The 13,346-nt window shown below is 72.0% G+C and carries 10 protein-coding genes; 7 read left to right on the top strand and 3 right to left on the bottom strand.

The window, feature by feature from the left end; all coding sequences use genetic code 11:
- The first annotated feature begins 188 nt into the window (after positions 1–188).
- The 4 genes from HCN51_RS02855 (at position 189) to HCN51_RS02840 (ending at position 4,873) form a co-directional block, all read left to right on the top strand.
- Positions 189–926: a DeoR/GlpR family DNA-binding transcription regulator gene (locus HCN51_RS02855; RefSeq protein WP_080037495.1), complete on the top strand. Its 738-nt coding sequence runs from the start codon at positions 189–191 to the stop codon at positions 924–926.
- Positions 927–1,018: 92 nt separating this feature from the next.
- Positions 1,019–2,590 (top strand): alkaline phosphatase D family protein, encoded by a 1,572-nt coding sequence (locus HCN51_RS02850; protein ID WP_168006504.1) that lies wholly within the window; start codon positions 1,019–1,021, stop codon positions 2,588–2,590.
- A gap of 13 nt (positions 2,591–2,603) precedes the next feature.
- A complete protein-coding gene (locus HCN51_RS02845) occupies positions 2,604–3,434 on the top strand; it encodes a discoidin domain-containing protein (protein WP_168006502.1) in 831 nt (276 codons plus the stop codon).
- A gap of 14 nt (positions 3,435–3,448) precedes the next feature.
- Positions 3,449–4,873 (top strand): L-fucose/L-arabinose isomerase family protein, encoded by a 1,425-nt coding sequence (locus HCN51_RS02840; RefSeq protein ID WP_168006500.1) that lies wholly within the window; start codon positions 3,449–3,451, stop codon positions 4,871–4,873.
- Between the two features lie 2 nt (positions 4,874–4,875).
- Here the strand turns inward: HCN51_RS02840 and HCN51_RS02835 are convergent, their stop codons facing one another.
- The gene (locus HCN51_RS02835; RefSeq protein ID WP_168006498.1) at positions 4,876–6,477 is read right to left on the bottom strand and encodes an ADP-ribosyltransferase domain-containing protein; all 1,602 of its coding nucleotides are present in this window, start codon (positions 6,475–6,477) and stop codon (positions 4,876–4,878) included.
- A gap of 173 nt (positions 6,478–6,650) precedes the next feature.
- On the opposite strand from HCN51_RS02835, the gene HCN51_RS02830 reads away from it, so the two are divergent.
- Positions 6,651–7,322 carry a macro domain-containing protein gene (locus tag HCN51_RS02830; RefSeq protein ID WP_168006496.1) on the top strand — a complete coding sequence of 224 codons (672 nt, stop codon included), beginning with the start codon at positions 6,651–6,653 and terminating at the stop codon, positions 7,320–7,322.
- A gap of 15 nt (positions 7,323–7,337) precedes the next feature.
- On the opposite strand, the gene HCN51_RS02825 is transcribed toward HCN51_RS02830, so the two are convergent.
- Positions 7,338–8,192, bottom strand: coding sequence for an AfsR/SARP family transcriptional regulator (locus HCN51_RS02825; protein WP_168006494.1), 855 nt, complete (start codon positions 8,190–8,192; stop codon positions 7,338–7,340).
- A 124-nt stretch (positions 8,193–8,316) separates the two neighbouring features.
- Between HCN51_RS02825 and HCN51_RS02820 the strand changes: the two genes are divergently transcribed.
- On the top strand, positions 8,317–9,273 hold the full coding sequence (locus HCN51_RS02820) for a GlxA family transcriptional regulator (protein WP_168006492.1): 957 nt from the start codon (positions 8,317–8,319) through the stop codon (positions 9,271–9,273).
- Positions 9,274–9,360: 87 nt separating this feature from the next.
- On the top strand, positions 9,361–10,368 hold the full coding sequence (locus HCN51_RS02815; protein ID WP_168006490.1) for a serine hydrolase domain-containing protein: 1,008 nt from the start codon (positions 9,361–9,363) through the stop codon (positions 10,366–10,368).
- Here the strand turns inward: HCN51_RS02815 and HCN51_RS02810 are convergent.
- A partial coding sequence (locus HCN51_RS02810) for a CARDB domain-containing protein (protein ID WP_206066501.1) occupies positions 10,361–13,346 on the bottom strand: 2,986 nt, incomplete at its 5' end. The two genes, HCN51_RS02815 and HCN51_RS02810, sit on opposite strands and share 8 nt — an antisense overlap.

Raw genomic sequence — 13,346 nt, 5'->3', positions numbered from 1 at the left:
GGGTGGCGATGCGAACGTTTTAAGGCTTGTTAAATTAACAATCAAACATGTTAAAAATGGCGGTGGGTGGAGGGTACGAGTCGCCCGAGCGGGGTGTCAAGGGTAGGATGCGCAGCCGTCCGAACAGGGTGGAGACATTGGTGAATTCGCGTCAGCACACCTCCAGCAGGTCCACACGGTGGCAGGGCATGGCCGAGCACATCGTGCGCCAGGGCTCCGCCTCCGTGACCGAGCTCGCCGAGAGCTTCGGCGTGAGCCTGATGACCGTCCACCGCGACCTCGACGAGCTCGAACGCCAGGGCATGGTGCGCAAGGTCAGGGGCGGCGCGACCGCCCAGGCCAGCAACGTGTGGGAGAGCAACATCGCCTACCGGCTCAAGGCCCACACCGCCGAGAAGGACGCGATCGCCCGGGTCGTGGCCGGCCTGATCGAGCCGGGCAGCTCGCTGATGCTCGACGACTCGACCACGGCCCTGGCCGTGGCCCGCCACCTGGGCGAGCTGGCCCCGCTGACCGTGGTGACGAACTTCCTGGAGGCGATCAGGCTGCTGGCCGGCGAGCGCGACCTCCGGCTCATCGCGCTCGGCGGTGAATATCACGCCACGCATGATTCGTTTCTGGGGCTCGGCTGCGTGGACGCGGTCGAGGCGGTGAACGTCGACCTGGTCGTGGTGTCCACCTCGGCGGTCTCCGAGCAGTACGCCTACCACCAGGAGCAGGAGATCGTGCTGGTCAAGCGGGCGATGCTGCGCTCGGGCTCGCGGCGGGTGCTGGCCGTCGACGGCTCCAAGCTGGCCCGCGTGGCGCTGCACCGGGTGGCCCCGCTGGACGACTTCGACGTGGTCGTGGTCGACGCCAACGCCCCGGCCGACCTGCTCCAGCGGCTGCGCGACCACCACGCGGACGTCCGCGTGGCCGAGATGTAACGCCGAGAGGCGTTATTTGTAACTTGTATCTTGTTAAGAACCGGTCGGCTTGCTAGAAAGTGAGGGCTTCGTCCCCCAGCCTAGGAAGCAGCATGCCGCACCCTTCACGCCGGGGTTTCCTCGGCTTAGGCAGCGCCGCCTTCGCCCTCGCCTTCACGACGAACCTGGCCGACCCGTGGACCGCGCCCGCCGCCGCCCGGACCACCGACTACCCCTTCACGCTCGGCGTCGCCTCCGGCGACCCGCTCCATGACCGGGTGATCCTCTGGACGCGGCTGGCGCCCCGGCCGCTGGAGCCGCTGGGCGGCCTGCCGTACAACCGGATCCGGGTCGACTGGGAGCTCGCCGAGGACGAGGGCTTCACCCGCCGCGTCCGCGCCGGCTCGGCCTGGGCCACCCCCGAGTACGGCCACTCCGTGCACGTGGACGCCAGGGGCCTGCGGCCAGGCCGCGAGTACTTCTACCGCTTCCGCTCCGGCGGCGAGCTCAGCCCCACCGGCCGCACCAAGACCGCGCCCGCGCCGCGCAGCAGCCCCGACGCGCTGCGGCTGGCGTTCGCGTCGTGCGCCTCGTGGCAGGACGGCTACTACAGCGCCTACCGCCACCTCGCCGACGAGAGCCCCGACGTGGTCTTCCACCTGGGCGACTACATCTACGAGTACGGCATCGTGCCGATGGGCGGCAACCGCAACGTCCCGGTGCCCGAGCAGTTCCGGGTGCAGTGCGACACCCTCGACCGCTACCGCGTCCAGTACGGCCTCTACAAGAGCGACCCCGACCTCCAGGCCGCCCACCACCGCGCCCCCTGGATCGTCACCTGGGACGACCACGAGGTGCTCGACAACTGGGCCGGCCGCTTCGGCCCCGGCGGCGAGGTGACCGAGCAGGACTACCTGATCATCCGCGCCAACGCCTTCCGCGCCTTCTGGGAGAACATGCCGGTCCGCGTCCCTGCGGTGGAGGGGCCCGACGCGCGCATCTACCGCCGGTTCACCTTTGGCGACCTGGCCGAGTTCAACGTGCTCGACACCCGGCAGTACCGCGACGACCAGGTCTGCGGCGACGGCCAGCAGGTGGACTGCGCCGACCGGCTCGACCCGGCCCGGCAGATGCTCGGCGCCGAGCAGGAGGCGTGGCTGCTCGACGGCCTCGGCGCCTCCCGCGCCAAGTGGAACGTCATGGCCCAGCAGATCGCCATGATGCAGCTCGACTACGACCCCGGCCCGGCGCAGCGGCTCAGCATGGACCTGTGGGACGGCTACAAGGCCGCCAAGGACCGTCTGCTCACGGGCCTGGTCGAGCGCCGGGTCAGCAACCCCGTCGTGCTGACCGGCGACATCCACTACAACCTCGCCGGCGACCTGCGCACGAACTTCGACGACCCCGCCGCGCCACCCATAGGCGTCGAGTTCGTCTGCACCTCGGTCAGCAGCGGCGGCAACGGCAACCCCGCCACCGGCGTCCCGCCCGGCGGCTCCGACCCGGCCAACCCGCACCTGCGCTTCTCCAACTACCAGCGCGGCTACGTCTCCTGCGAGGTCACCCGCGGCCAGTGGCGCTCGGACTTCAAGGTCGTCCCGTACGTGGACCGCCCCGGCGCCCCCGTCTCCACCCGCGCCAGCCTGGTCACGCTCGACGGCGTGCCCGGCCTCCAGGTGCTCTAGGAAGGAGCCGACCATGCGCGTTCTCGCCGCCGCCCTGGCCGTCGCCGCCGCCGTGACGACCACCGCCGCCGCCGCGCCCGAGCGGCTGACCCCCGTCGCGGGCGCGGACAAGCTGGTCGCGCCGCTCGGCGTGGACCCGGCCTGCCCCGCCAAGATCAAGATCGGTATGCGCAGCGACGCGCGCAAGGCGTCGTACGCCACGATGAACGTCGAGGTGGACCCGCCGCTGACCGCCTCGCGCACGATGCTGACCAGCTACCTGCCGCCCGGCCACCAGGTCATGGCGAGCCTGCTGGTCGCCGTCCCGCCCGGCACCCAGCAGGGCACGTACGGGCTGCGCCTGCGCACCCAGGACCGCACGCTGGAGGTGCCCGTCGAGGTCGTGCCCGTGGACGGGCTCGACAACGGCGGCAACCTCGCGCTGCGCCGCCCCGTCACCGCCTCCTCCCAGCACACCAACGCCAACTACCCGCCGTGCAGCGTCGCCGACGGCGACCGCTCCTCCAACGGCTGGGCCGGCGGCAACGGCTGGAACGACGCCACCGCCCGGGCCTGGCCCGACACGCTGTCGATCGCGCTCGGCGGGCCGCGCCAGGTCTCCCGCGTCGATCTCTACACGCTGGACACCGAGCGTTACCCCGCCTCCCGGTACGGGCTGCGCGACTGGGACGTGCAGGCGCAAGTGGACGGGCAGTGGCAGACGGTCGCCCAGGTGCGCGGCAACACGGCGGGAACGGCCCGCTCGGACTTCGCCCCGGTCACCGCGGACGCCGTCCGCATCGTCGCGCTGGCCTCGAACGGCGCCAACGACTACACGCGCGTCATCGAGGTCGAGGCCCGCTGAAGGGAGCAACCCCCGTGAACACCTTTCCCCGCATCACCCCGCGCCGCGTCAAGGTGGGCCTGGTCGCCGGTGGGCTGGGCGCCTACTGGCCGCAGTTCCCCGACCTGCTGCCCCAGCTCCAGCGCTCGGCCGAACGCGTCTCCGAGCGCATGCGCGGCTTCGACGCGGAGATCGTGGACGTCGGCTTCATCTCCGACGCCCAGGAGGGGGCGCAGGCGGCCGAGAAGCTGCGGGCCGCGGGCTGCGATCTGATCGTCGGGTTCCTGACGACGTACATGACGGCCACGATGCTCGTGCCGATCGCGCAGCGCAGCGGCGCGCCGGTGCTGCTGATCAACCTGCAGCCGACCGAGTCGATGGACCACGCCACCTTCGACACCGGCCAGTGGCTGGCCTACTGCGGCGCCTGCCCGCTGCCGGAGATGGCCAACGCGTTCACCCGTTGCGGTATCCCGTTCCGCTCGGTGTCGGGCTACCTGGAGGACGAGCGGGCCTGGGAGCGGATCGGCCGCTGGATCCGCGCGGCCGGCGTGCGCGCGGCGCTGCGCCACGGGCGGCACGGCCTGATGGGCCACCTCTACCCGGGCATGCTGGACGTGGCCACCGACCTGACCCTGGTGAGCGCCAACTTCGGCGGTCACGTGGAGGTGCTGGAGTTCGACGACCTGCGGGTGCGGACGGAGAAGGTCAGCGACGCCGAGACGCGCGAGCGGGTCGAGCTGGCCCGCGAGGTGTTCGAGCTGGCCGAGTCGGTCAACGAGGAGGACCTGGCGTGGGCGGCCCGCGTCTCGGTGGGCCTGGACCGGCTGGTGGCGGACTTCGCGCTGGACAGCCTGGCCTACTACCACCGCGGCCTGGACGGCGAGATCCACGAGCGGCTCGGCGCCGGCATGATCCTCGGCGCGTCCCTGCTCACCGCGCGCGGCATCCCGGCCGCCGGTGAGTACGAGCTGCGCACCTCCCTGGCCATGCTCATCATGGACAGGCTGGGCGGCGGCGGCTCGTTCACCGAGCTGCAGGCGCTCGACTTCGCCCGCGGCCACGTCGAGATGGGCCACGACGGCCCCGCCCACCTGGCGATCAGCTCCCACCGGCCGCTGCTGCGCGGCCTGGGCGTCTACCACGGCAAGCGCGGCTGGGGCGTGTCGGTCGAGTTCGACGTCAAGCGGGGGCCGGTGACCGCGTTCGGGCTGCGCCAGGCCAGGGACGGCGGCTACGGCTTCGTCGTCTCCGAGGGCGAGGTCGTGGCCGGGCCGCTGCTCCAGATCGGCAACACCACCTCCCGGGTCGACTTCGGCTGCGACCCCGGCGAGTGGACCGACGCCTGGAGCGCCAGCGGCATCTCCCACCACTGGGCTTTGGGCACCGGCCACCGCCTGGCCGACCTGCGCGCGGTCGCGGACCTGCTCGGCGCGGAGGTGACCCACGTGCGGCCCTGACGTCAGGCGACCAGGTGCTGCTCGTCCAGCTCCGTCAGCGTCACCGTGCACAGGCCGCCGCGCTCGGCCCGCACCCCGGTCACCTCCAGCTGCGTGCCGGGCGCCAGGATGAACTCCTCCTCCCCGGTGAACGCGGAGAACCCGCGGATCCCCACCGCCCTGCGCGGCCGCACCTCGAAGAGCGTGCGCTTGCCGCGCCGCCCCAGGAACGCCTGCGCCACGCCGAGCTCCGACGTGCACGAGGACACGCCCCACCACGTCACCGTCCGGCCGAGCGGGTACTGCGCCCGCAGGTCCAGCGCCACGCCGCGCCACAGCGGCTCCGTCCGGGCCGGCAGGCGCGACACGGCCGAGAACAGCAGCCGCAGGTACGGCAGGTAGGGGACGATCCGGGTGCGGTCGGGGTCGCGGAGCGTGGCGTTGATCCGACGGTAGAAGGCCGACTCGCAGGTGTAGAGGTACAGGGCCGCGATCTCGTCGGCGGACAGGCCGCAGGACTCGGCGGCCGGCAGGCGCTCGCCGAACCGGTGCGCCTGCTCCACGTACCAGTCGAGGCCCGCCAGCAGCTTGGCCACCGGGGCGACGGACTCGCGGAAGGGCAGCAGCGGGGTGCCGAAGACGCCGCTGATCGCCGGCAGGTCCAGGCCCTCGTCCTTGACGCCGGCCAGGCGCTCCAGGTAGAGCTGGTGCAGCTCCATCGTGGAGGCGATGAACGCGCCCATCCGCTCCGCCGTGCCGGGGTCCTGCTCGGCGGCGGCGTCGTTCCAGCCCTTGCTGGGCAGCCAGTCGATCTCGCCGGCGCCGAGCGCGGCGAGGGCGGCGTTGACGTGCGCGAAGTGCTCCCCGTCGCAGAACAGGTCTCCCTGGGCGGCCGGGTTGGCGTGGTCGAGGTGCCGCACCTCGACCTCGGGGTACTTGCGCTGCAGCCGCAGCACGACCTGCTTGAGGCTGCGCGCGTGCACGCCCCACCACGCGAACACCACGCCCCGGTCCTGCTCGGGGGCCTCCCGCTTGGCCCGCAGGATCTCCTCGACGATCTCCTCGACGACCGGCCGCCAGAACGCCGTGTGCCGGTCGGTGGCCAGGGCGCCGTCGCTGTTGGCGGTCAGCGCCGCGTTCAGGAGCAGCACGCCCTGGGTGAGCATCGCCTGGAACCACTCCGGCGGCTGCACCGTGTCGTGCTGCTTCAGCAGCTTGCGGAGGTCGGCGATCGGCGTTTTCTTCGGGATGCCGTGCTTCCACATGGCCGCCGCCTTGATGATGCAGCGGATCGAGACCGTCTTGCCGAACTGGCTGTCGGCCCAGTCGTGGAAGGTGTTGTCGAACATCGCGATGCCGGTGGCGCTCTCGGCCCGCGGGTACGGGTTCTGCCCGAAGACCACGACCCTCCACTTGTGCGGCGGATTGGGCTTGAGCGCCTGGAAGGTCAGCTCCCGCACGGGCACGACGTTCGGCCCGCGGTTCGCGCCGATGAACGTGGCCGCGGCCGGCTGCGCCTCGATGACGGGCTTCAGCAGCGGCAGCCACGGCTCCCCGCCGCCGGTGAAGAGCTCGGCCAGGGCCAGCGGGTCGTTCGGGTCGGCGGGGGCGTTGTCGTCGCTCATGGGTCGGCTTTCAGACTGGACGGCACAAGATCGGATTGGGGGGAATTGTGCCGCATGTACGGACCGGACGCGACGTCATCCGCCGAGCCCCGCGCAAGATCCGGAATTGTCGGTACGGCGCGCTATCTTCGTGCCCTCTTACAAGATCCGTCTCATCGCCCCCGGAGTGATCCATGACCGTCAAGCACGTGCGGCCACCGCTCAAGGTCGTCCTCGTCGACGTCAACCCGCAGGTGGTGCAGGAGTGGCTGGCGGCCTTCGCCGACACCCCCGAGGTCGAGATCCGCAAGGGCTCGCTCCTCGAGCAGCACGCCGACGCCTGGGTGAGCCCCACCAACGCGCGCGGCCGCATGGACGGCGGGGTCGACGCCGCCATCAAGCGCCACCTCGGGGCCGGCATCCAGCTCCGCGTCCAGCGCGCGATCCGCGACCGGTTCGGTGGCTCCCTGCCGGTGGGCAGCGCCGTCTGCGTGCCGTCCGGGGCCACCAACCCGAGGTTCCTCATCTCGACGCCCACCATGGTGGCCTCGGCCCAAGACGTCAGCCAGACGCTCAACGTCGCGCTGGCGTGCGCCGCCGCCTTCCAGGCCGTCCACATGCAGAACGAGCGGGAGCCGGGCAGCATCCGCTCGGTCGCCCTGGTCGGCATGGGCGCCGCCACCGGCCAGGTGCCGCCCCGGGTGTGCGCGAACCTCATGTGGAGCGGCTACACGCTGTTCCACGACCACACCTTCGGCGACTACGACGAGCTGCGCGCCACGGTCCAGGGCCAGCTCGACGACCTCGACAACGAGCCGCAGGAACGCGTCCGCATCAAGCCCCCGGCCACCCGCGCCCGCGCCTGAGCGCCCGTCCGCGCGTCACCTGCCGGGCCTGCCGGATCCGTTCGACCTGTTCAGCCCGTACTCGCCGGGCCGGTGACCCCATCGTCCCCGGGCGGGGGCGGTGCCGGGCGGGTCGAGCGGGCGGCCGGCGAGCAGGTCGGCGTGCGCCCGGCGCAGCTCGCGGTTGGGCTCCACGCCCAGCTCGCGGGTGATGACGGCGCGGATGCGCGCGTACCAGCGCAGCGCCTCGGCCTGGCGGCCGCAGCGGTCGAGCGCGACGAGCAGGCGCAGCGCCAGCGACTCGCGCAGCGGGTGCCGCACGACCTGCTCGCTCAGCTCGGGCACGGTGTCGGCGGCGCGGCCGGCGAGGAGGTCGAGGTCGGTGCGCCGTTCGAGCGCGGTGAGATAGCGCTCGGTCAGGCGCGGCGCCTGCACCTCCTCCAGCCAGCGGGAGCTGACGCCGTCGAACGGCTGGCCCCGCCACAACGCCAGGGCCTGCTGGAGGAGCGGGCGTTCGCGGGGGGAGCCGCGCTCGGCGGCCGCCTGGCCGAGGATCCGCTCGAAGCGCAGCGCGTCGACGCCGTCGGGGTCGGCGTGGAGGAGGAGCCCGTCCTGGCGGGTCTCGATCCGCTTCCTGCCTAAGGTCTCGCGCAGCCTGGCCGCGTAGATCTGCAGGCTGCGGCGGCTGTTGCGGGGCTGCGCGTCCGGCCAGAGCGCCTCGGTGAGCAGCTTCATGGACACGGGGGCCGAGGCGGACATGGCCAGCACGGCGAGCAGGGTCCTGAGCCTGCCGGTGGTCAGCGGCACCGGCCGCCCGTCCACGGCGACCTGCAGCACGCCGAGCACCCCCACGGTCAGCCCGTGCGGAGCCGGAGCGGGCTGCTCACGCATCGAACCTCACCTCCTGCGAGCAGCATCGGCGCCGGACGGGGCGGGGTGGCGGGGATGGCGGGCGGCTCGTCCGTTCCGCTGGGGATCCTGTCCGTACGGCTCGGTACGGGCCTACGGTGTTGGCATGGCGGAGCCGTTGATCGTGATGGTGGCCTATGACGGCGTCGAGCTGGTGGACATCGCGTCCGTGACGTCGGGTTTCGACTACGCGAACCGGCTGGGGGCGAGCCCGGCGTACGAGGTGCTGCTGGTGACGCCGCTCGGGCGGCCGGTGCGCTGCGACTCCGGGATCGAGGTGCGCGGGCAGGGCCGCCTCGACGGCGTGGCGGGCCCGATCGACACGCTGATCGTCTCGGGCGGGCAGGGACACGAGGCCGCCGCCGCCAACCCCAGGCTGGTGGGCCAGGTGACGCGGCTGGCCGGGCTGGCGCGGCGGGTGGCGTCGGTGTGCACGGGCGCGACGGTGCTGGCCGCCGCCGGGCTGCTCGACGACCGCCGGGCCACCACGCACTGGTACGAGGCGGCCCGGCTCGCCGCGCGCTTCCCGAAGGTACGGGTGGATCCGGCGCCCATCTTCGTCAGGGACGGCGAGGTCTCCACGTCGGGCGGGGTCACGGCGGCGCTCGACCTGACGTTGTCGTTCATCGAGGAGGACCACGGGCCCGAGATCGCCCGCCGGGTGGCCATGGGCATGGTCACGTACCTGCAGCGGCCGGGCGGGCAGACGCAGCTCAGCCTGTTCACGAACCTGCCGCGCTCCGACCAGGCCGTGGTGCGGCGGGTCATCGACCACGTCATCGGCCACCTGGACGGCGACCTGGGCGTGGCGAAGCTGGCCGCGTTCGCGGGGGTGAGCGAGCGGCATCTGAACCGGTTGTTCGCCGAGCACGTCGGCAGGACCCCGTCGCGGCTGGTGCGCGACATGCGCATGGAGGTGGCCTCGCACCTGCTGACCAGGACGAGCGAGCCGCTCGCCGCGATCGCGCGCCGCTGCGGCTTCGCCTCCGCCGAGACCTTCCGCCAGGCGTTCGTGGCGTGGGCGGGCGTCCCGCCGTCCCGGTTCCGGGTGGCCGAACGTTAGCAACTCGCGTTGACTAACCTCGATGTAGTCAACTACGGTTGCTTATACCCGGACAAGGGCGCTCCCCCATCACGCGCAGGAGGAACGATGACGCATGCCCAGCTCCAGCACGCCCTCGACCAGGCCGTGGCCGGCGGCGGCGGCCCCGGCGTCCTCGCCGAGCTGGAGATCGACGGCACCCGGGCCTGGTCCGGCACGGCGGGCGTGGCGGACCTGACGACCGGCCGCCCGCGCCGGCCCGGCGAGCACTTCCGCATCGGCAGCTTCACCAAGGCGTTCGTCGGCATGGTGGTCCTGCGGCTGGCCGCCGAGGGCGAGCTGGCCCTGGACGACACCGTCGCGCGGTGGCTGCCCGGCGTGGTCGAGGAACACCTCGGCGGCGACGGCACGGCGATCACGATCAGGCAGCTCCTCAACCACACCAGCGGCCTGCCCGACGCCTTCCCCGGCCAGACCCCGCCCGCCCCGGAGAAACCCGGCACCCGCTTCATCTACTCCAAGGTCAACTACAACCTGGCGGGGCTGATCGTCGAGCAGGCGACGGGCGGCACGCTCGCCGGCGAGATCGAGCGCCGCCTCGCCCGCCCCCTGGGCCTGACCGGGACGTACCTGCCGGGCACTGACAACACGCTGCGCGCCCCGCACGCCCGGCACTACTCCAAGGCCGACGAGCTCGGCAACCCGGTGGACGTCCACGACGTCACCGGCGCCGACCTGAGCTGGGCCGGCGCCGCAGGCGGCATGGTCTCGACCGCCGCCGACCTGCGCCGTTTCCTCCGCGAGCTGCTGCGCGGCCACCTCCTGCCGCCCGAGCAGCAGCGCGAGCTGTTCACGACCGTCCCGACGGACGGCGCCGGCTGGGTGCCGGACACCGCCTACGGGCTCGGCGTCTACTCCCAGCGGCTCCCGTGCGGGGTGACCCTGTGGGGCGGCGGAGGGTACATCCAGGGCTCGATCACGTACGCGATGGGCGACCGCGACGGCACCCGGATCCTCGTGGCCAACCTCAACGGCGACTGGAACGACTTCCTGGCCACCTTCACCGCCCTCTACCAGGTCTGCTACTGCGGCTCCAGGGCCGCGGACCTCAGTTGATCACGAAGGTCGAGCCCGGCTCCTTCACGATGTCGCCGGTGGCCGAGTTCGTGATGGTGACGCCGGTCAGGGTCGCGCTGCCGCGCGCGCTGCCCTGGACGAGGATGCCGGCGCCGTTGTTCGACCGGTCGACGCGCACGTTCGTGATCGCGACGTTCGGCATGGCGCCGCCGCCGCCCTTGAACTGGATGCCGTCGTAGGTCGAGTCGTGGATCTCGGTGTCGCGGATGGTGACGCCGGTGATGTCCCTGTTCTGGGCGAACAGGGTGATGGCGCCGAACTTCTGCGCCTCGCCCCAGAAGACGCCGCCGCAGCGGTAGAGGGCGTTGCCGGCGATGAGCGTCTGGCCCGAGAACGGCAGGGGATTGTGGTCGGTGGCCAGCATGATGCCCGGATAGTTCATGGTGTCGTAGATCAGGTTGTTCTCGATCCTGTTGCCGTGGCCGCCGTAGACGGCGATGCCGTTGGCCCGCCACGGGAGCTGCACGGTGTTGTTGAGGAACTGGTTGTCGTGCGCGATGTCCACCGCCGGGTCCTTCACGTACGGGTTCGCCCAGACGGCCAGCGCGTCGTCACCCGTGGTGCGGAAGGAGGAGTTGAAGACGCGCGAGTTGCGGGTGCCGTTGCTGAAGTTGATGCCGTCGGCGTAGGTGTTGCGGATGCGCATGCCGCTGAACTGCAGGCCGTCGGCGGGCCCCCACAGCTCCGGGATGTTGTCGTAGTCGCGGCCGACCCACACGCCCACGTTGGCGTGCTCGATCCACACGTTCGAGATCTTCGTGTTCCGGCCGAACCGGCCGTTCAGCCCGACCCCGCCCTCGGCGCCGCCCGGGCCGCCGCGGATCCGGCCCGAGCCGAAGATGGCCAGGTCGGAGATCTGCACGTTGTCGTCGATGTCGAAGCCGAAGTTGCCCTCGTGCGGGTGGTTGATGCCGCCCGTCGCCAGGTGCGGCTCGGTCAGCGTGTAGAGCTGCGAGTGCCACATGCCGGCGCCGCGGATCGTCACGTCCCTGATGCCGACCTGGTTGTACGGGCCGCGGTTCAGCGGGTCGTCGGTGAGGATCTTCTTCTCCTGCCGCCACTGGCCCGGCGGGATCCACACGCAGTCGATGACGCCGTTCTGGTCGTCGGTGACCGCCCGCTGGATGGCGGCCGTGTCGTCGTTGCCGTCGTCGGGGACGGCGCCGTATTCGGTGATCGAGGTGCACGCGGCCGGCTTGGTGGCCGCCGGGGCGACGTCCTCCAGGTCGATCAGGTCGATGATGTAGAACGCGGCGGTGTCGCCGGCGTCCCGCTGGAGGCGGAACTTCGTGCCCACCGGGTACGAGCGTGACAGCAGCGCGTGCGACTCGTCGAACAACCTGCGGGCGTCGGCCTGCGGCGTGTTCGTCAGCGCCTCCGGGTCGTCGCTGGTGCCGTACAGCCAGCTGTGCTTGGAGGAGAGCGTGAGCTTGCGGGCGAACGCGCCGTCGATGTAGAGGCTGATCGTGGCGTCGATGCCGCCGCCGCCCGGCGCGTCCGGGATCGAGTTGCGCACCACGATCGAGTTGGCCGGGTTGGCGGAGGTGAACTCGACGTACTGGCCGGTGCTGTCGAGCCGCACCGACTTCCTGCCGGAGGACTCGGTGGCGAAGTTCGTGTGGCCGAACGTGCGCAGCGGGTCCGCCTGCAGCAGGGTGCCCTGGTAGGCGGCGGACTCGGCCTCGTACTCGACGTACGGCACCGAGGCGCCGCGGCCGACGGTGATCGCCTGCGAGAGCGTGTTGTTGCTCTCGTCGGTCTCGGTGACGGCGCCGGTCGCGTCGGCGGTGGCGACGATCGTGGCGCCGCCGGTGGTGGCGGTCCAGGCGCCGGTGACGGCCACGTTCGCGGTCGCGCCCGCCGCGATGGCCGCCGTGCTGGTGTCGAGCGTGGTGCCGCCCACCGTCAGCCGGGTGATCGTGGTCGTGCCGGTCGTGGTGGTGCCGCGGTTCTGCACGGCCACGGTGAACGTGACCCGCGCGCCGGCGGCGGGGTTGGGCGGGGTGGGGCTGATGCTCAGCACGCGCAGGTCGGGGCCGGGGGCTTCGGCGACTGTCAGGGAGGTGGGCGCGGTGTGGGCGTTGTTGGTCTCGTTCTGCTCGGGGACGTTCCCGTCCTCGTCCACCTTGGCGGAGACCTCGTACGTACCGGCCCTCCTTGTCCCGATATTTACGGACACGCTGGTGGAGGCGCCGGCGGCCAGCGCGCCCACGTCGGCGCTGCCCGCCCTGGCGCCGCCCAGGTAGAGGTTCACCGAGGTCGCGGCGGAGGCGGCGGTGCCCGCGTTCCTGATCGTGGCCGACACGGTGATCGCGGTCGTGGCGGTGGGCGCGGCGGGCGTCCAGGTGAGGCCCGTGACGACGAGGTCGGGGTTGGGGGCCGGGGTGCCGAAGATCTGGAACTCGGCGACCTGTCCGCTGGGGGCGCCGGAGTTCGCGGTGAACTGCAGCCGCACGTCGGCGGCCTTGCCGGAGACCGGGATGGTCACGCTGTTGCCGGTGGCCGGGTCGAAGGTGTAGGTGGCCTGGGCGGCCAGGGTGGTGAAGGAGGTGGCGGACTGCTCGCGGCCGAGCACCTGCACCGTCTGGGTGCGGCGGCCCCAGACCGGGTCCGGGTTCAGCTTGAGAGTGACGGCCGTCAGATCGGCGTTCGCACCCAACTGCGCGGTCAGCGTGGCCGGGTAGGCGCCGCCCTCCCAGTACGTCTGCGGGTTGTCGTCATTGGCGTTCGCGGCGGCATAGGTGTGGGTGTGCCCCGACTCGGTCATGGTCTTGCCGAGAGCCAGGTTCGGGCCTCCAGGACCGGGGTTGTCCGGGGCACTCCCCCACACCTCCAGCTCCGAGAGCTGCCCCGCCGGCCAGCCGGAGTTGGCCGTGATGTGCACGCGGACGTAGCGGGCCGTGGTGCCGGCGGGCAGCGTGACGGTGGCCGCCGGGCTGATCGTGTAGGTGGCCGAA

The organism is Nonomuraea composti (genome assembly GCF_012034275.1).
Classification (GTDB): Bacteria; Actinomycetota; Actinomycetes; order Streptosporangiales; family Streptosporangiaceae; genus Nonomuraea; species Nonomuraea composti.
Note: the sequence above shows the minus strand (reverse complement) of the source record. Positions and strands in the feature narration are given on the sequence as shown.